This is a genomic window from Mycolicibacter arupensis (assembly GCF_002086515.1).
Classification (GTDB): Bacteria; Actinomycetota; Actinomycetes; order Mycobacteriales; family Mycobacteriaceae; genus Mycobacterium; species Mycobacterium arupense.
The window spans coordinates 51,407-69,809 of sequence record NZ_MVHH01000010.1 but is presented as its reverse complement, the minus strand read 5'-3'; the positions used below and the strand labels follow the sequence as shown (position 1 = coordinate 69,809).

The following is an 18,403-nucleotide window of genomic DNA, read 5'->3' as shown; positions in this document are numbered from 1 at the left end:
CATGCCTTCCTATCTGCTGCGCGTCGAACTCGACGACCGCCCCGGCAGCCTCGGCTCCCTCGCCGTGGGCCTGGGCTCGGTGGGGGCCGACATCTTGTCGCTGGATGTCGTCGACCGCGGCACCGGTTCGGCCATCGACGATCTGGTGGTCGAGTTGCCGCAGGGGTCGATGCCCGATGTGCTCATCACCGCCGCCGAGCGGTTGCCCGGAGTTCGGGTGCACAGCATTCGTCCGCACACCGGATTGCTGGATGCGCACCGTGAACTCGAGCTGATCGATCATGTCGCGGCGGCCGGGGACCGCAGCGCCAAACTGGCGAAACTCGCCAATGAGGCTCCCCGTGTGCTGCGGGTCAGCTGGTGTGTGGTGCTGCGCGCCGAGGGCTCCGAGGGAGGATTCCGTCGGCTCGCCGGCAGCCCAGGCACCCCGGAGACTCAGGTCGAAGCGGTGCCGTGGTTGCCGATCGAGCGCCCCACCGCCCTGGACAACACCGCCACATGGGTGCCTGCCGTGTGGCGGGACATGGATGTCGCGTTGGCCGCGGCGCCGCTGGGTAACCCGCGCACCGCGATCGTGCTCGGTCGTACCGGAGGACCGGATTTCTTGCCCGCCGAAGTGGTTCGGCTGGGTTATCTGGCGGGGATCGTGGCGACGTTGCTGCGCTGATCGGGCGCTAACCCTGCGGCTCCTGGTCGACGGTGTCTGCCGGCCCCTCGGACAGGAGCGTGACGAAGCCTTCTTCGTCCAGCACGGGGACCCCGAGTTCGACGGCCTTGTCATACTTCGACCCTGGCGCGTCACCGGCCACCACGTAGGCGGTCTTCTTCGACACCGAACCGGCCGCCCGGCCACCGCGCGCGATGATCGCCTCCTTGGCCTCATCGCGTGAGAAGCCGTTCAGCGAACCGGTCACCACAATGCTGAGCCCCTCGAGGGTGCGCCGGATGCTCTCGTCTCGCTCATCGGCCATCCGCACGCCCGCGGCCCGCCACTTGTCGACGATCGCGCGGTGCCAGTCGACGTCGAACCATTCGGTGACCGCCGCTGCGATGGTGGGCCCTACGCCTTCGACTGCGGCCAGCTGCTCGGTGGTGGCCGCCGTGATGGCGTCCAGGCTGCCGAATTCGGTGGCCAGGGCCCGCGCCGCGGTCGGACCCACGTGGCGGATGGACAAGGCCACCAACACCCGCCACAGGGGTTGCGTCTTGGCCTTGTCGAGGTTGGCCAGCAGCTGGCGACCGTTCTTCGACAGGGCGCCGTCCTTGGTGGTGAACAGGTCCGTGCGCAGCAGGTCCTCTTCGGTGAGGGTGAACAGATCTCCCTCGTCGGCGATGACTCCCGCACTCAACAGAGCGATCGCCGCCTCGTAACCCAGCGATTCGATATCGAAGGCACCGCGGCCGGCAACGTGGAACACCCGCTCTCGCAGCTGCGCCGGGCAGGACTGGGAGTTGGGACAGCGGATGTCTACGTCGGCCTCCTTCGCCGGCGCCAACGCGGTTCCGCATTCTGGGCAGTGGGTCGGCATGACGAACTCACGCTCACTGCCGTCGCGCAGGTCGACCACCGGGCCGAGCACCTCGGGAATGACGTCCCCGGCCTTGCGGATCACCACGGTGTCCCCGATCAGCACACCTTTGCGCTTGACTTCCGAGGCGTTGTGCAAGGTGGCCAGCGACACCGTGGAGCCGGCGACCTTGACCGGGGTCATGTGAGCGAAGGGAGTCACCCGACCGGTCCGCCCGACACTGACCCGGATATCGAGCAGGGTGGTCTGTGCCTCTTCGGGCGGGTACTTGTAGGCCACCGCCCAGCGCGGGACCCGGGAGGTGGCGCCGAGTCGGCGCTGCAGGGCCCGGTCGTCGACCTTGACCACGACCCCGTCGATCTCGTGTTCGACGGCGTGGCGGTGTTCGCCCCAGTAGGTGATGCGCTCGGCGACCGCGGCCACCCCCTCGACACGCGCGGTGTGCGAAGAGACCGGCAGCCCCCAGGCCTTCATCGCGGTGTACGCGTCGTGCAGGGTCTCCGGGTTGAATCCCTCTGCGTAGCCGAGTCCGTGGCAGACCATGCGCAGGTTGCGCCGGGCGGTGATCGCCGGGTTCTTCTGCCGCAGCGATCCGGCGGCACTGTTGCGGGGGTTGGCGAACGGCGGCTTTCCTTCGGCCACCAGCCCTGCATTGAGAGCTTCGAAGTCTTCCAGCCGGAAGTAGACCTCGCCGCGTACCTCCAGCACGGCAGGGACCGGGAATTCAGCGCTGGCGGTGAGGTATTCGGGAATGTCGACGATGGTTCGCGCATTGAGGGTCACGTCTTCGCCCACCCGGCCGTCGCCACGGGTGGCCCCACCGCTCAACCGGCCGTCGCGGTACACCAGCCCCAGCGCCACCCCGTCGACCTTGAGTTCACACAGGTAACTGGTGTCGCCGCCGATCTCACCCGCGACACGGCCCGCCCACGCCATCAGCTCCTCGGGTGAGAACACGTCTTCCAACGAGAGCATGCGCTCAAGATGCTCAGCGGGGGCGAACTCCGTGGTGAACCCGGCGCCTCCCACCAGCTGAGTCGGCGAGTCGGGGGTGCGCAGCTCCGGATGGGCCTCCTCCAGGGCGAGCAGCCGGTTGAACAGCTCGTCGAACTCGCCGTCGGTGATGATCGGCGCGTCTTTGACGTAGTAGCGGAACTGGTGTTCGCGCACCTCGTCAGCCAGGTCGTGCCACTGCCGCCGGAGGTCGGGGGGCACGCTGTCGGCCTCAGGACTCACCTCCGCAGGCTATCTGCTCGCTACGCTGGCGGCATGGCGCACCCAGTCATGTTCCGCGACGGCGATCCCGGTCTGGCGGAGCTGCGCAGAGTCGCGCTGGGCTTTCCCGAGGCGTTCGAGAAGATCTCGCACGGTCGCCCGGTGTTCTGTGCCCCCAAGATGTTCGCCGTCTATGGCGGCGCCAGCAAGGCCACCGGCACGATGGTGCGCTATCCCCATGCACTGCTGGTCAAGGTCGACGAATCCGAGCGACGGGCACTGGAGCAGGATCGGAGGTTCTTCTCACCGATGTATCTGGGTCCGTCCGGTTGGCTGGGAATGGATTTCGATGCAGCTGAGGTGGATTGGGATGAGGTGCACGAGTTGATCGATGCCTCGTTTCGGCTGATCGCGCCGCAGCGATTGATTCGGAGCCTGGACGGACCCTGATCCCGACCGGCGGCCTTCGGTGCCGCTAAATCGCGCCGGGGTCCTCGACCAGCGCCTCCCCTACCTTGCGCACCAGCCCCGATGCGGTGCGCGCCCATGCCGCGCTTGCACCGGCCATGCCGCAGACCGGGCTGATTCCCACCCGCTCGGCCAATATCGAGCGGGCGAATCCGATCCGGTCGGTGATCGCCGCCACCGAGGCCGCGAGCTCTTCCACGGCGGGGACCCGCGCCGGGGCCAGGGCGGGAACCAGCCCCATGACCACGGTGCGGCCAGAATCGACGAATGCACCGATCTGGTCATAGTCGGCGGAGTCCAACGCGGTGCAGTCCAAAGCCAGTGCAGTGATCGTACTGCGCTGCAACACGTTCCACGGCAGATCCGATGCGCAGCTGTGCACCAAGACCTCGCCACCGATCGCCTCCACGCAGGTGTCGAGCAGCGCGGTGGCCACCGCCTCGTCAATGGGGGCCACCGGGCTCAATGCGGTCACACCGGCTAAGCGGCCGGTCACCGCGGCGGTCAGCGACGGTTCATCGAGCTGCACCACCACGGGAGCGTCCAGTCGGCGAGACAGGTCGGCCCGGTGCGTCTTGAGCCCTTCGGCCAGTGACGCGGCCAGGTCCCGCACCGCTCCCGGATCGGTGATCGCCCGGTGGCCGTTGGCCAGTTCCACCTGCGCAGCCAGAGTCAGCGGCCCGGCCGCCTGGACCTTGACCGGGTGCGAGCTCCCTCGTAGCCCAGCGACCTCCCACGCTTCTTCCAAGGCGTCGACGTCCTCGCCGAGCAGGCTCGCCGCGCGGCGACTCACCGCACCGGGGCGCGCCACCAACCGATACCCACGCGGGGCGGTGTCGACGGCGATGTCGACCAGCAGTGCGCCGGCCCGGCCGATCATGTCTGCGCCCACGCCACGACCCGGCAACTCGACCAGATGAGCCAGGCTCCCACCCAACTCACCGACCACCACCTCGGCCGCCGCGCGCGCCGAGGTGCCCGGCCACGATCCCAGTCCAGTCCCGGTGGCGAAAGCACTCACCGGACAACCGTATTGAAGTGGCGTTGCTCTGAGGACGGCGGGGCTAGCCTTCGGTGGTGAGAAAGTGGCGGCTGGTTCCGATCTGGGCGGTGATTGCGGCGGTGGCGAGCTGCAGCCGCGTGGTCGGCGGAACGGCCCTGCCCCTGGCGGCACCGCCCACGTCCGACGGGGGCGTGCAGCTGGGCCGGATCATGCTCGGCACAGCGCGGATGCGGGCCATCCTCGGCGCTGACGAACAGCTGAGCATCATCCCCACCATGGATTCAGGCTCGCCGACAGACATCGATGACCTGGCCGCCACCGTCCCCCCACCGTGCCACTTCATCTTCGCCGATACGGAGGTGTTCGGTTCGGCTACAACGCATTTCCACAAGACCACCTACCAGTACCCACCCCAGGCCGCCATGATCTCCGAGGGGGCCGCCGTCTACCCCGACGCCGACGCCTCCCACCATGCCTTCGACGCACTGCTGGCCGCCGTCGCCGGGTGCGCCGACACCGCGGCCGGGCCGGGTTTGGTCGGCGAGTGGGCCGGCGACGAACAATCTCTGCACACCAGCGCCGGCGCCTGCGGCCGGGCCTACCAGCTCAAGTCGGTGGTTCTCTTGGAGGTCACCTACTGTGGCTTCTCGCCCTCAGACAGCGACCTGGTTCTCACCAACTTGGCGGCCAATGTACCCGGGTGACACAGTCACGCCGCGGCAAGCAGTACCGCCCCGCCGGCGACCTCAACCCAGAAGTAGAACCACGCCGGGTAGAACCCAGAGGGTCGCTCAAACAACCTGGCTACCAGCCGGCCGAAAGCCATCCCCAGAAGGCTGGCCGCGACAGCGACAACTGCTCCGGGACGCAGCCCTGGGACGCCGAACGCGGCCAGCGCCAACAGTACCGCGATCGCAACGCCGAACCCGCCGTATACGGCACGCACTTCGCCTCTGCCTTCGGCTCCGCCCAGCACGATGCCGAACGGGGCAACCAAAGCCGTCGGTGCGGCCAAACCAAACAGGCCCATAGCAAGGAACAGCAAGGCCATAACCGTTATCGCAGCAGTCGCCATACCCCCACAGTGACACGTACCGCGGTCAGCCGTGCGACAACCCGGACATGGCGCGTGCTCGTGCCGCGATGCCGTCGGCACGCCGGCGGGAAACACCGAGCACACGCAGATGGGCCGCCGCGACCTCCTCGCCGGTGTCATCGGGTTCCGCCCCAGCCAGGACCGCCCGGGCGCCGACCGCGAGAGTCGCTACCAGGATGTCGACCACCAGCTGACGCGGGCCGTTGATGTCGAACTCACCGGCCTCGACACCGGCACGGACGTCATCGTCGATCTGGACCGACGAGCGCCGTGCCGCGTCGTGATGCTGTTCCAGGTATTGCGTCATGATCGCGCCGAGCTCCCGGTTGGCCGCGATCGCCCTCATGGTCCCGACCGCGCCTATGGCAATACGGGCCGAATAACTTCCGCTCCGCTGCACCTCGGCCAGGCGCGCCACATGGTCGCCCAGCACCACCAGGGCCACCGCGTCCTCGAGCTCCTGCTTGTTGGAAAAATAGTGGTAGAAAATGCCGTTGGAGACCCCGGCCGCCTGCGTGAGCCGCAGGATCGAGGTAGCTGCCACGCCTTCTTCGGCGAACATGGCAATCGCGGTTCGGATCAGGTGATCACGACGTTGATCGGGAGTGAGGCGGGCCCGCTTCCGCGCGTCGCCAGCAGAGCTGGGCACAGCCACTCCTTCCCTGAGGTGAAAACCAGGATCACCCCGATGTGAAGGCTACCAACAACGCCTGCCCGCACCGGGGGTTCCGTCACCTTTGTTGAGATGATCGTCAATAGCTATTGAGATACATCTCAACAGTAGCTACGGTGGAGTCGTCGCCATAGCGAAAGGACGTCAGATGGCTGCCACAGATGTTCAGGAACGCGTGCCGGTCGTCGTGGCCGGCGGCGGGATCGTCGGGGTGACCCTCGCGCTGCTGCTGGCACGGCGCGGGGTCGCGACCGTGGTACTCGAGCGGGACGAACAGCCCCGCACGCTGCCCCGCGCGCACGCGGTCAACCCCCGCACCATCGAGATCCTGCGCGAGCTCTCCGTGGATGTCGATGCGCTGCGCGCTATCTCCGCGCCCGCGGAGTTGACCAGCGAGGTCCGATTTGTCACCACCTTGAGCGGGGTGTGTTTCGGGTCGTTGCGCTACGAACGGCAAGGGGACGACATCGGCACGCTCGCCGCAACGGGGACACTGAACATCCCACAGCCTGAACTGGAATCCGTGCTGTTCGATCGTGCTGCGGCCGAGCCGCTGATCGATCTGCGCCGTGGCCACGAGTGGGTCTCGGCCCAGCAGAGCGACGGCCAGGTCACCAGCACCGTGCACGGACCGGGCGGACTCTATCGCGTCACTTCACCCTTTCTGGTGGCCTGCGACGGCGCCGGCAGCACGGTGCGCGCCGCGCTGGGTGTGCCGATGTCGGGGGTTGCCGATATCGCATCCGCGGTGTCAATGACCTTCGCGGCTGACCTGACCGAGGTGGTGCGCACCCGCCCCGGAGTGCTGAACTGGGTCCTGGCCCCGTCCTTGAAGGGCACCCTGCTGGCCTACCAACCCGCAGGGCTGTGGACCTATAACGTGGCATTGCCCCCAGGACGGGTCGACATGTCCGGCTTCACCCCGGAGCTGGCCCTCGGGCATATCCGGGCGGCCCTGGGTCCCGGCGCCGAGCACATCGCCGTCGAGGTCATCGCGTGCACCCCCTGGACCCTCAACGCCGAAGTGGCGCAGAACTATCGGATAGGGAACATCTTTCTGGCCGGTGACGCGGCACATCGATTCCCGCCTACCGGAGGCCTGGGCCTCAACACCGGGCTCCAGGACGCCCACAATCTGGCGTGGAAGCTCTCCGCCGTCCTGGGCGGCTGGGCACCGTCGTCGCTGCTCAATACCTACCAGGCCGAACGGCAGCAGGTGGCGCGACGCAACGCCGACCAGAGCCTGACCAATCTCGGAGCGATCCGGGCACTCGACATCTTCAACCCGGTCGCCCAAGACGACAGTGCCGCCGCGGCCTTCACAGCCGATCCGGCAAACGCAGAAGTCATCGCGGAAGTCATTGAGCGTCAACGCCCTCACTTCGACTCGGTGGCACTGCAACTGGGCTTCTCCTACGATCCGGACGAGCCCGGCATCACCGACGTCACCGATTTCCAGCCCCGCGCCATCACCGGGCGGCGATTGCCGCACGGCTGGCTCGACGCGGGCGGAAGCCGGACGGCGGTCCTCGATCTGGTAGAGAGCGCGGCCTTCACCGTGCTGCTGCTCGACTCGGCCACAGCACCGGCGATCAACCCCCGATATCCGGTTACCGTCGTGCGCCTGGACCGCGACGCACCCGACGTCGCCGACTGGATCAAGGCGGTCGAACTCACCGACGTGACGGCGCTGCTGATTCGCCCCGACGGACACATCCTCGCCGTCGCCCACCAGCCCGCGGAGCTGGCAGGCTTCGAACCGGCCATCCATCGGCTGCTCGACGGTCCCGCGGCTGACGAATCGACGCCGTGCGCTCCGCCCCCGGAGGGCTTCCGTCGGCATCTCTACCCGCCCAATCACCCCCGGCTGGCCGGCCTCGACCACTACGACGCCGCCGGCTACACCGATGCCATGTGTCATGCCCCGCTGCTCGGCGATGCCCTCAAATGGTGGAAGCAGCTGTTCGAGTCCGGCACTTTCCACGGCATCACCACCGACGGCACCCGCCGCGACGGCCTCTACCCGTTGGGCGGTCACGAGGGCGCACCCACCGGCGAGGCCCTCACCGCCGCCAACGCATTGATCGAGGCCGTTTCCGAGACCGACCGCCAACGGCTGGTACACCCGTTGAACAGCAAGGTGTGGCGGGCGTGGATGAATCCGGAGTTCTACCTGAACCGGTTCGGGCTACGCCTCGAAGAGCACGATGACGCCATCCGGGCTCGCGCGCACGCGTTGATCCGGTCCAGCGTCAGCGCACAGGGCTACGAGCTGATCCGTAACATCATGGCCACCAACGGCTTTCTCGGCGAGCTGGTCCGGCTTCCCCGGCTGCTCAACGAGAACAGCTACAACATCAACATCTTCGGCACCCCGTCGGCCGACGAACCATGGGGCTGGAACCTCTACGGCCACCATCTGTGCCTCAACTGCCTGTTCATCGGTGACCAGCAGGTGTTCACTCCGATCTTCCTCGGCGCCGAACCCAATGAGATCGACACCGGCGTCCACGCCGGTACCGTGCTGTTCACCGAACACCAGCAGGGCGGGCTGGACCTGATTCGAGCGCTACCCGCCGAACTTGCCGATCAGGCGATTCTTTACCACGCCAAGCGTGATCCGGCGATGCCTGCGGGCCGGGTGCACCCCGCTGACGAGCTTCATCTGGCCGGCATGTTCCAGGACAATCGCGAGATCCCCTATGAAGGGCTGAACCTGGCTGACTGCCCGGACCACCTGCGCGAAGCCACGCTGGAGCTGGTCGAGGTGTTCTTGCGGTATCAGCCCGACGGGCCGCGGAACGCCCGGCTGAACAGCGTCCGCGAACACCTCGACCAGACCTGGTTCTGCTGGATCGGCGGCACCGACGACAGCTCCCCGTTCTATTACCGGATCCAAAGCCCGGTCATCCTGATCGAGTTCGATCATCACGCGGGCGTGTTCTTGAGTAACAGCGAGCCCGAGCGCTTCCATATCCACACCGTGGTGCGTACCCCCAACGGCAACGACTACGGCGCCGAGCTGGTCCGCCGCCGCACCGGCAGCCCCCAGTCGCTCGATGGACCGCAGTGACGTCGACCATGCCGCACAACACCGGAAGGCCACTCTCATGGACCTAGGTATCGCCGGCCGCTGGGCGGTAGTCTGCGCGTCCAGTAAAGGGCTGGGCCGCGCCTGCGCCGAAGCCCTTGCCGCCGAAGGGGTCAACGTCGTGATCAACGGCCGCGACCAGGCATCGCTGGACGCCACTTCGGCCAAGCTGTCCGCCGCCCATCCCGACATCGCCGTCCGCGCGGTGACCGCGGACCTGAGCACTTCGTCGGGTCGCGCTGAGCTGCTCGGCGCATGCCCCCAACCAGACATCCTGGTGACCAACAACGCAGGGCCGCAACCGGGCTCGCTGCTCGACACCGACGACGCGGCATTCAGCCTTGCCCTCGAGGGACACTTCTTTGCCCCGATCGCTCTCGTTCGGGCCGTGATCGGCGGCATGCGCGATCGGCGTTTCGGTCGCGTCGTCAACATCACCTCGGCGATGGTGGCCAGTCCCAACCCGCTGATGGCCGCTTCCTCGGGTGCCCGCACGGGTCTGACTGCGGTGATGAAGGGCCTGCAACGCCTGACGGTTGCCGACAACGTGACGATCAACCAACTGCTGCCGGAGCGTATCGACTCCGGGCGCCAGCAGCAGCTGGCCGCCCTGGAAGCCGCAGCGCTGGGGATCAGTGTGGACGCTGCCCGGCAACGCCAAGCGGCGTCGATCGCCGCCGGTCGCCTTGGACGGCCCGCCGAAGTGGGTGCCGCGTGCGCGTTTCTGTGCAGCGCGCACGCCGGCTATATCTCCGGAGTCAGCCTGCGCCTTGACGGCGGCAGCTTTCCGGGACTTCTGTGAGGCCGGTCGGCTAGGCCGTGTCTCCGATGGTCGCGCTGGCGATCACCTCGTCGCCGTCCGCGTCCGGGCGGTAGCAGGCCAGGGTCTGCCCACGGGCCACGCCCCGCAACGGCTCACGCAGCTGAACCCGCAACATGTCATCCACCAGTTCGGCGACCGCGCCGACAGCCTCACCGTGAGCGCGCACCTGCACCTCGCACTCGACTGGGCCGCGCCACGGCTGCCCAGAGGTGAACACCGGTGCCCGCCCGATCAGCTCGATCACGTTCAAGTCGGTGGCCGACCCGACGGTGACGGTGCCGGTCGCGGCATCGATACCGGTGACATAGCGCGGCTGACCGTCCGGGCCGGGGCCGGCGATACCCAGGCCCTTGCGTTGGCCGATGGTGAAACCGTGCACCCCGTCATGCTGCGCCAACACCGAGCCCCCGGTGTCGACCACGGCGCCGGGCCGCACTCCGATGTGGCCACCGAGGAAGGTGCGGGTGTCGCCCGTCGGGATGAAGCAGATGTCGTGACTGTCGGGCTTGCTCGCCACCGCCAGGCCGCGTTCGGCGGCTTCGGCGCGGATCTGCGGCTTGGGCGTGTCCCCGATCGGAAACGCGGCGTGACGGAGCTGTTGGGCCGAGAGCACCGCGAGCACGTAGGACTGATCCTTGTCGGCGTCCACCGCGCGGCGCAGTCGACCGTCGGCGAGCCGCGCGTAATGACCGGTGGCCACCATGTCGAAGCCGAGTGCGAGGGCTCGTGCGGCCAGCGCGGAGAACTTGATCTTCTCGTTGCACCGCATACAGGGATTGGGGGTCTCGCCGCGGGCGTAGGACTCGACGAAGTCGTCGATCACCTCGTCCTTGAACTGCTCGGAGAAGTCCCACACGTAGAACGGGATGCCCAGTACATCGGCAACGCGGCGGGCGTCGTCGGAGTCCTCTCGCGAGCAACAGCCCCGCGATCCGGTCCGCAGAGTGCCCGGGTTGCGTGACAGGGCCAGATGCACGCCGACCACGTCGTGCCCGGCATCGACCATGCGGGCCGCCGCCACCGAGGAGTCCACTCCGCCGCTCATCGCGGCGACCACCTTCATCGCGATACCCCCGCCGCGGCCAGCATTGCGTGCCGAGCCCGGTCCACCGCGCCGGGAAGTACCGACAGCACCGCGTCCACGTCGCTGTCCACGCTGGTATGGCCCAGCGACAGCCGCAGTGAGCCGCGGGCGGCCACCGGGTCAGCACCCATCGCGGTGAGCACGTGTGAGGGTTGCGGCACACCGGCGGTGCAGGCCGATCCGGTGGAGCACTCAATACCGTTGGCGTCCAACAACATCAGCAGGGAATCACCCTCGCAGCCGGAAAAGGTGAAGTGCGCATTGCCCGGCAGCCGGTGAGTTCGCGATCCGTTGATGCGGGCGTCGTCGATGCTGGTCAGCACGCCCTCGATGAGCCGGTCCCGCAGCGCCGCGACCCGCCCGGAGGTTTCCGCCAACGAACCCACAGCAAGATCCAGCGCTGCGGCCATCCCGACCGCACCGGCGACGTCGGGTGTGCCCGAACGGATGTCGCGTTCCTGGCCCCCACCGTGTGTCAGCGGAACGCAGGACACATCGCGACGAATCAGCAGTGCCCCGGTGCCGCAGGGCCCGCCGAACTTGTGGGCGGTCAGGCTCAACGCCGACAGTCCGCTGGCCCCGAAGTCGACCGGCAGCTGCCCGACGGCCTGGACGGCGTCGGAGTGCATCGGCACCCCGAATTCAGCAGCGATAGCGGCCAGTTCGGTGACCGGCAACACCGTGCCGACTTCGTTGTTGGCCCACATCGCCGTCACCAGGGCGACATCCTCGGCTCGGCCGCCGTCTAACTCCGCCCGCAACGCGTCCGGCGAGACCGACCCCTGCGCGTCGGTGGGTAGCCAGGTGATCTCGGCGCCCTCGTGGTCGGCAAGCCAGCCCACCGAATCCAGCACCGCATGGTGCTCGACCTCGGTGGTGATGATCCGGCGGCGCCGCGCATCGGCATCGCGGCGCGCCCAGTAGATGCCCTTGACTGCCACGTTGTCGCCGTCGGTACCGCCCGCGGTGAACACCACTTCCGAGGGGCGCGTACCGAGCTGTGCTGCGATGGACTCCCGGGACTCCTCCATCCGGCGGCGGGCGGCGCGGCCGGCCGCATGCAGCGAGGACGCGTTTCCCACCGTGCCCAGCACAGCCGCCATCGCCTCGATGGCTTGCGGGTGCATCGGGGTGGTGGCGGCGTGATCCAGATAGACCATGACCTGCCCAGGATACCGGGAAGCCGCCGACACCCCGGCGCAGCGGCGGGCAGCCGCGCAGCTCAACAGGCGACGCGCGCCCGCCGGCGCCGCCGCACCCGCGATCCCGCCGCCGCCTGGCAGCGGGCGGCCAGCTCACGCCGGTCGTTTCCGGGCAGCTGCAGGGCCGCGACGTGAACGTGCGCGACCGTGCGTCGCGCAGTGATCAGTCGGCGCATCGAGGCGACCAGGGTGTCGTCGCCGACGAAGGCCGGCACGGTCGACACAGCCCCGTCGTGGTGGTGGTAGCTCAGCTGCAGGGGCTGCACTGGCCGGGCGGCATCGACGGCGGCCTGGAACATCGCCGGATAGAACCGCCCGTGGGCCCGGCCACACCAGGTGGTGCCCTCCGGGAACGCCACGACGGTGCGGCCGGCCCGCAACCGATCCGCCACGGTCTGCACCACCACCGGCAGCCCGCGCAGGCTGTCGCGCTCGATAGGAACGATGCGCATCAGCCGGGCCAGTGTTCCGATACCGGGCCAGCTGATGAGGTCGGCGCGCGCCACAAACGTTCCCGGCGATATCGCGCCGATCACGAACACGTCCAGCCACGACACGTGCGCGCTGACCACCAACATGCCGCGCAGATTGCGGACCGGCCCGCCGGTCGTCGTCACCCGCACCCCGAAAACCCGCAACACCAGCAGGCAACAACCACGCTGGAGGCGCACACGGCCCGGGATCGGTACCGCCAGCAGCGGCAGCAGCGGCGCCACCAGGATCACCAGCGCCGCCCGCAGCGCCACCACACCCGGGAACGGCCGGTCGCCACCGCCGCGCACACAGCTGGGCGTACAGACCGACTGAGGTGTCCAGGCGCTGACCGCGCCGGGGCTCACGCCGGCACCGTGGGGTCGGCAGCCTGCCCATCCCCCGCCACTGCCGATGCCGCGGAGACCGAACGCAGCCGCCGCAGGTAGCGGGTGTCGGCCTCGCTGCGGCGCAGCAGGGCCGGAAAGTCCCCCACCCCGAAGTCCGGGTCGTGGGCCGGGTCACCGCAGACCCGTGCGCCCAGCCGAAGGTAGCCGCGCAGCAGCGGCGGCATGCTGGGGCGAGCCGGGGGCGCGATCTCATCGAGGCTCTTGCCGTCGACCACCACCTGCCGATAGGGGGTGACGCGGTGCGGAGAGGCGTGGCGCCGCCGTACGAAGTCACGGACCCCGCGAATCTGGCTGCCCGGAGCACCCTCGCCGCGTACCGGCACCGACACACAACCGGTGATGTAGTCGTACTGGTAGCGATCCAGATAGGCCAGGATCCCCGCCCACATCAACAGCACCACGGCGCCGTTGCGGTGACCGGGGCGCACCACGGCACGTCCCATCTCGACCAGGGACGGTCGCAGCGGATCCAGCGCGGTGACATCGAATTCGCTTGCACTGTATAGACCTCCGGCAGCGATCGCGCCGGTCGGCGGCAGCATGCGGTAGCAACCGACCAGGTCACCGCTGACCTCGTCACGCACCATCAGGTGGTCGCAGTACTCGTCGAATCGGTCGGCGTCCCGGCCGGGATGCTCGTCGGTGTCACTCAGGCAGAAGCCCGGCTCGGTGCTGAACACCTCGTACCGCAGCCGCTGCGCGGCCTCGATCGTGGCCGGGTCAGTGGACAGCAGTAGCGAATAGCGCGGATTGTCGGTCCCGGACGTGGCGGGAGAGTCGGTGGCGGGCTCAGGGGCGATGAGAACAGAACCAGTGCTCACACTCAGACACGGTCGCGTAGCCAAGCAGCGACCAGGCAAGCACCGCATGACTTGTCGGTGCACGCTTGGTGACGACTTGTGCTGCCGCAATTGACGCTGAGATTGCATTCAGGGTCGTGCCTTTACGGGCGTTGCGACCCTCGGCGCAATCTCAGCGCAGGCCGGGCCGACTCAGGCAGCGGCTCCGCCGCCATCGGCATGCAGCGTCGAGCCGGTGACGAAGCTGGACCGCGGCGAGGCGAGGAAGAGTACGGCTTCGGCGATCTCGCCGGCGCGCGCGGTCCGCCCGAGCGGAAGTGACCGGCCCAGTTCGTCATTGACGTCGCCCCATTGCGCGGCGACGCCCTCAGTGGCGGTCGGACCCGGTGCCACACTGTTCACCCGGACCCCGTGGGGACCGAATTCGGCGGCCCAGGTCCGTGTCAACGATTCCAGAGCGGCTTTGGAGGCGCTGTAGGTCGATGCGCCGGGAACACCCTTGTGCGCGACCATGCTGGTGACGTTGACGATGCTGCCCCGCCCACGGCTCAGCATCCCCGGAACCAACCCGGCGACCAGGAAATAGGCACCGCGCACGTTGGTGTCGAACGTCGAACTGAACGACGCCACGTCCTGTTCCACCGTGAGTGCACCGGGAAAGCTGGCGGCGTTGTTCACCACGATGTCCACGCCGTCGCCGCACTCCCGCACCAATGAGCTCACCGAATCCAGGTCGGCAAGGTCGGCGGCCACGAATCGCACCGCACCGCCGAGTTCGGCGACGGCCGCGGCACCCCGCTCCTTCGAACGGCCGGTGATGATCACCTCGGCGCCGTGGCGCACCAGCAGCCGCGCCGATTCCAGCCCGATGCCCGAGGTCCCGCCGGTCACCAGTGCCCGCTGGCCCGCCAGATCCTTCACCGGGCCGCCTCCTGCCAATCGGCCAGTCGGGTGGGTGCCAGGATCGCGTCGTCGCCGGTGACCAGTCCGGTGCGTCCGATCTCGGTGCCGAAATAGAGCGCCGACGGGTCGACGGTGATCGGCAGGGTTTCACCGCGTGCGGCCAACACCAGTGCGGCCAGTTCGGCGAAGGTGAGCTTCTCGGGTCCGCCGATGTTGACGATCCCGTCCGCGGGTGCCCCTTGAGCGGCGCGAACCACTTCGGCGGCCACCTCGGCGCCGGCGATCGGCTGGATCAGGCCTTCGGGGGCCCGCACCTCACCGTCGACGGTGATCGAGGCGACGATCCCGTCGGCGAACTCGTGGAACTGCGTGGCCCGCACGATCGTGTAGGGCAATCCGGAGCCGGCGATGATGCGCTCCTGAGCGACCTTGGCCCGCATGTAGCCACTGTCCGGCAGACCGTCGCAGTTCACGATGGACAGCGCGACGTAGTGACCGACGTCAGCGGCTTGAGCCGCGGCCACCAGATTGGTCGTGGACTTGGTGAAGAACTCCAACACCGGGCCATCGGCGAAGTCCGGCGAATTGAGCACGTCCACCAACACGTCGGCTCCAGCCAGGGCCTCGGCGAGGCCTTCTCCGGTGAGCACGTCGACTCCGGTATTGCGGGCCGCCGCCACCGTCTCGTGGCCTGCGGCGCGCAGCAGCTCGATGACTTTGGTGCCGATCTGCCCGCTGGCACCCATCACTGTGATCTTCATCCTCAACACCCTCTCGCTCAGCACGGATTGACTACCTCGACCCTGGCATCCGAGGTGGGCGGGGGAACCCTGGAAAGTCCGTAGTCTGGGCTCAGCGGTGCGTGGCGGTGGCGCGCAGTTCGCGGCGCGAGCGGATTCCCAGCTTGGCGAAGACCTTGCGCAGGTGCCATTCGACGGTGTGGGCACTGATGAACAGCCGCGCCCCGATCTCGGCATTGGTCAGACCCGCGCCGGCCAGGTCCGCGATCTGGCGTTCCTGGGGTGTCAGAACCTCACCGGCGGCCGCTGCGGCGGGGCTGGCCTTGTCCCCCAGCGCCTGCAGTTCGCGCCGGCTGCGCTGCGCGAAAGCCTGCGCCCCGAACTCGGTGAACATCGCGTGGGCCGTCCGTAGCTGAGCCCGGGCGTCCGTGCGTCGTTTCTCCCGGCGCAGCCATTCGCCGTACAGCAGGTGCGCGCGTGCGAGGTCGACGGCGATTCGGGTGCGCGTCAGCCGCTCAATCGCTTCGACGTAGTGCCCCTCGGCGGTCGCTTCATCGGCCGTCAGCGCACGCGAGCGGGCCAGCACTCCCAGGCCCCAGTCCGTCGCGCTGACCGTGGTGCGCTCCTGCAGCTGCGCCAGGGCACCGCCGGCCAGCTCCGGTTCACCCGCTCGAACGCCGGCTTCCACCAGTTCTGCCAGGTTCATCCCGTACAGGCCCAGATCTTCGTACTCCAGTGCACGGCAAAGGCTCTCGCAGGCAGACTGGTAGCGGCCCAGCCCGTTGTTCAGGATCGCCGATGCGTAGCCGATCAACGCGACGATCCGGCCCTCACCACGAGCCGCCCCGCTACGCGCCGTGGCCTCGATCAGTGCGCTCGCCTCAGCCTCGTGGCCAGTCCATGCCGCCAAAGTCAGGGCGTGATAGCGCACCGGTGTCTGGCCCGTCGCGGCCGCCAAGGCATCGGCGTCGGCCAGGAGCGCTCGTGCCGCGGCGAATTCCCCCGCCAGCACGTGCACCCCGGCCCGGGTGGCCAGCGCGGTCGGCATCATGCCCAGTGCGCCGGTGTCGGTCGCGACGCGCACGGCGTCGTCTGCGATCCGATGCCACGATTCGTCGTCCCACAAGTCGTGCACGGCGGCCTCGTGGCCCACCGGAAATGCTTGCCAGGACCAGGTTTGCGGGGTGATCGCCGCCACCGCCTCACGCAGGGGCACGTAACCGGCCTGTGCCCCTGCGCTGATCCTGGTGGTCAATGCCCGCAGTAGCAGATCCGGCGGCCGGCGCGGGAGCCGCTGCGATCCTGCGGCCAGTGCTGCGGCGGTGTGGCGGCGTACGTGGTCGCCGAAGGCCCGGCCGGCATACATCGCCGCGCTGACCGCCTCCAACAGGGTCTGCTGCGCCATCTCCGAATCGAGGGGCTCTAAATGACTTGCAGCGCTGAAGAACTGGTGTACGGATTCGAGGATGGTGGGCGCGTCCCCGCTGCCGCGGCCGCGGGTGAATGCCAGCTGAGCGCGCATCCGAGCCAGGCGTGCACGTTGCAGCTCGTCCAGCGGCGCCAGCTCGGCGGTGGCCAGCAGCTCACCGGCGCTATCGAATTCGGCCACGGCGATCTTGGCTTCGGCGGCTTCGAGGGCGCGGGCCCCGCGCTGGAATGCATCCGGAGTGAGCTCGGTGGCGCGGGCCAAGAACGCCGCCGCAGCGGCCGCTCCACCGCGCTGCGCCGCCCGGCCGGCACTACGGCCGAGTTCGGCAGCAACCGATTCGTCGGGACCGACCGCCGCGAGGGCACGATGCCAGGCTCGCCGGTCGGGGTCGTGCGCCGGATCAGTGGCCTGCGCCAGGGCACGGTGGGCGTCTCGCCGGTCCTGCAGGACCGCCGCACGGTAGATCGCCGAGCGCACCAGGGGGTGCCGAAACCGCACCCGCGCGCCCATCTCGACCAGGCCTGCCTCCTGGGCCGGGCCCAGGTCCGCCGCAGACAGTCCCAGCACCCGCGCGGCCCCCAGTAACAGCGCGGTGTCCCCCACCGGTTCGGCGGCAGCGACCAGCATCAGCCGTTGGGTGTCGTCGGGTAGGGCATGCATCCGCGCCAGATAGTGGCGTTCGATCTGGCCGGCGACCGGAACCACGTCCGGGCGCTGGTAGCCGCCGGCGAGCTCTGCCGCGGACAGTCCACCCGGCAACTCCACCAGCGCCAACGGGTTGCCATGCGTCTCCGCCACGATCCGATCGGCCACCTGGGGGTCGATCCGGCCCGGCACCGCCGACTCCAGCAGCGCCCGTGCGTGCGCCTCAGTCAGGCCGCGCAGCATGAGCTTCGGCAGACCGGTCAGGCCCTCGACCGGCTCACGCAGCGCGCACACCAGCACAATGGGTTCGGCCAGCAACCGGCGGGCGACGAAGCCCAGCGTCTGAGCCGAGACCCGGTCAAGCCACTGGGCGTCATCGATGAGACACACCAGGGGCTGCCGAGCGGCCACTCCGGCGAGCAGTCCCAGCACCGCCAGACCGACCAGAAACCGGTCGGGTGCGGCCCCAGTGCTCATGCCGAAGGCGATGGCCAGGGCTTCGCGCTGCGGTTCGGGCAGCGACTCGGACCGGTCTGCCAGCGGTGCGCACAGTTGCTGCAGCCCGGCGAACGCCAGCTCCATGTCGGATTCCACTCCGGCGGCCCGCACCACCTGGAAATCCGGAGCGGATTGCGCCAGGTAGTCCAGCAGGGCGGTCTTGCCGATCCCGGCCTCTCCCCGCAGGACCAGCACCTGACTGCGTCCTGCGCGGGCGGCGGCCAGCATCTCGCGCAGCTGCAGGCATTCGGCGTCCCGCCCCCGCAGAGACGGCAAAACCCCCGACACGCCAGGCGTGCGGGGGTTTTGACGAGTGCTCACGC

Annotated in this window: 16 protein-coding genes; 5 read left to right on the top strand and 11 right to left on the bottom strand. The window is 68.7% G+C overall.

The genetic code is table 11. The annotated features are described in order from the left end of the window. Window position 1 precedes the first annotated feature (1 nt). Complete coding sequence (locus BST15_RS07205) at window positions 2–667, top strand: ACT domain-containing protein (RefSeq protein WP_046187749.1); 666 nt, start codon at window positions 2–4, stop codon at window positions 665–667. Window positions 668–674: 7 nt separating this feature from the next. Here the strand turns inward: BST15_RS07205 and ligA are convergent, their stop codons facing one another. Beyond that, window positions 675–2,765: an NAD-dependent DNA ligase LigA gene (gene ligA, locus BST15_RS07200; protein WP_046187748.1), complete on the bottom strand. Its 2,091-nt coding sequence runs from the start codon at window positions 2,763–2,765 to the stop codon at window positions 675–677. A 33-nt stretch (window positions 2,766–2,798) separates the two neighbouring features. Between ligA and BST15_RS07195 the strand changes: the two genes are divergently transcribed. Continuing rightward, on the top strand, window positions 2,799–3,194 hold the full coding sequence (locus BST15_RS07195; RefSeq protein WP_046187747.1) for an MmcQ/YjbR family DNA-binding protein: 396 nt from the start codon (window positions 2,799–2,801) through the stop codon (window positions 3,192–3,194). Between the two features lie 25 nt (window positions 3,195–3,219). Here the strand turns inward: BST15_RS07195 and BST15_RS07190 are convergent, their stop codons facing one another. Continuing rightward, window positions 3,220–4,233 (bottom strand): uroporphyrinogen decarboxylase/cobalamine-independent methonine synthase family protein, encoded by a 1,014-nt coding sequence (locus BST15_RS07190; protein ID WP_046187746.1) that lies wholly within the window; start codon window positions 4,231–4,233, stop codon window positions 3,220–3,222. A 56-nt stretch (window positions 4,234–4,289) separates the two neighbouring features. Here BST15_RS07190 and BST15_RS07185 point away from each other — a divergent pair, with 56 nt between their 5' ends. Further along, a complete protein-coding gene (locus BST15_RS07185; RefSeq protein WP_046187745.1) occupies window positions 4,290–4,919 on the top strand; it encodes a sensor domain-containing protein in 630 nt (209 codons plus the stop codon). A 5-nt stretch (window positions 4,920–4,924) separates the two neighbouring features. Here BST15_RS07185 and BST15_RS07180 read toward each other — a convergent pair whose 3' ends face one another. Beyond that, the gene (locus BST15_RS07180; protein ID WP_046187744.1) at window positions 4,925–5,290 is read right to left on the bottom strand and encodes a DUF4345 family protein; all 366 of its coding nucleotides are present in this window, start codon (window positions 5,288–5,290) and stop codon (window positions 4,925–4,927) included. Between the two features lie 25 nt (window positions 5,291–5,315). Then, window positions 5,316–5,960, bottom strand: a complete 645-nt coding sequence (locus BST15_RS07175; RefSeq protein ID WP_131701166.1) for a TetR/AcrR family transcriptional regulator — start codon at window positions 5,958–5,960, stop codon at window positions 5,316–5,318. 172 nt (window positions 5,961–6,132) lie between these two features. Between BST15_RS07175 and BST15_RS07170 the strand changes: the two genes are divergently transcribed. Further along, window positions 6,133–9,057: a DUF3500 domain-containing protein gene (locus tag BST15_RS07170; protein WP_052751346.1), complete on the top strand. Its 2,925-nt coding sequence runs from the start codon at window positions 6,133–6,135 to the stop codon at window positions 9,055–9,057. Then, complete coding sequence (locus BST15_RS07165) at window positions 9,044–9,877, top strand: SDR family oxidoreductase (RefSeq protein WP_234708179.1); 834 nt, start codon at window positions 9,044–9,046, stop codon at window positions 9,875–9,877. The genes BST15_RS07170 and BST15_RS07165 overlap by 14 nt, the downstream gene beginning before the upstream one ends. 10 nt (window positions 9,878–9,887) lie before the next feature. On the opposite strand, the gene mnmA is transcribed toward BST15_RS07165, so the two are convergent. The 7 genes from mnmA to BST15_RS07130 form a co-directional block, all read right to left on the bottom strand. Further along, on the bottom strand, window positions 9,888–10,961 hold the full coding sequence (mnmA, locus tag BST15_RS07160; protein ID WP_046187743.1) for a tRNA 2-thiouridine(34) synthase MnmA: 1,074 nt from the start codon (window positions 10,959–10,961) through the stop codon (window positions 9,888–9,890). After that, window positions 10,958–12,142 (bottom strand): cysteine desulfurase family protein, encoded by a 1,185-nt coding sequence (locus tag BST15_RS07155; protein ID WP_046187742.1) that lies wholly within the window; start codon window positions 12,140–12,142, stop codon window positions 10,958–10,960. The genes mnmA and BST15_RS07155 overlap by 4 nt, the downstream gene beginning before the upstream one ends. 62 nt (window positions 12,143–12,204) lie before the next feature. Beyond that, a complete protein-coding gene (locus BST15_RS07150) occupies window positions 12,205–13,023 on the bottom strand; it encodes a lysophospholipid acyltransferase family protein (protein ID WP_083070881.1) in 819 nt (272 codons plus the stop codon). Then, window positions 13,020–13,886 carry a GNAT family N-acetyltransferase gene (locus BST15_RS07145; protein ID WP_046187741.1) on the bottom strand — a complete coding sequence of 289 codons (867 nt, stop codon included), beginning with the start codon at window positions 13,884–13,886 and terminating at the stop codon, window positions 13,020–13,022. The genes BST15_RS07150 and BST15_RS07145 overlap by 4 nt, the downstream gene beginning before the upstream one ends. A 171-nt stretch (window positions 13,887–14,057) precedes the next feature. After that, the gene (locus tag BST15_RS07140) at window positions 14,058–14,786 is read right to left on the bottom strand and encodes an SDR family NAD(P)-dependent oxidoreductase (RefSeq protein WP_046187740.1); all 729 of its coding nucleotides are present in this window, start codon (window positions 14,784–14,786) and stop codon (window positions 14,058–14,060) included. Next, a complete protein-coding gene (locus BST15_RS07135) occupies window positions 14,783–15,529 on the bottom strand; it encodes an SDR family oxidoreductase (protein ID WP_046187739.1) in 747 nt (248 codons plus the stop codon). Before BST15_RS07135 ends, BST15_RS07140 begins: the two co-directional genes overlap by 4 nt. Before the next feature lie 91 nt (window positions 15,530–15,620). Continuing rightward, entirely contained in the window at window positions 15,621–18,401 is a 2,781-nt protein-coding gene (locus BST15_RS07130) for an ATP-binding protein (RefSeq protein WP_264002438.1), read from the bottom strand. Between the last annotated feature and the right edge of the window lie 2 nt (window positions 18,402–18,403).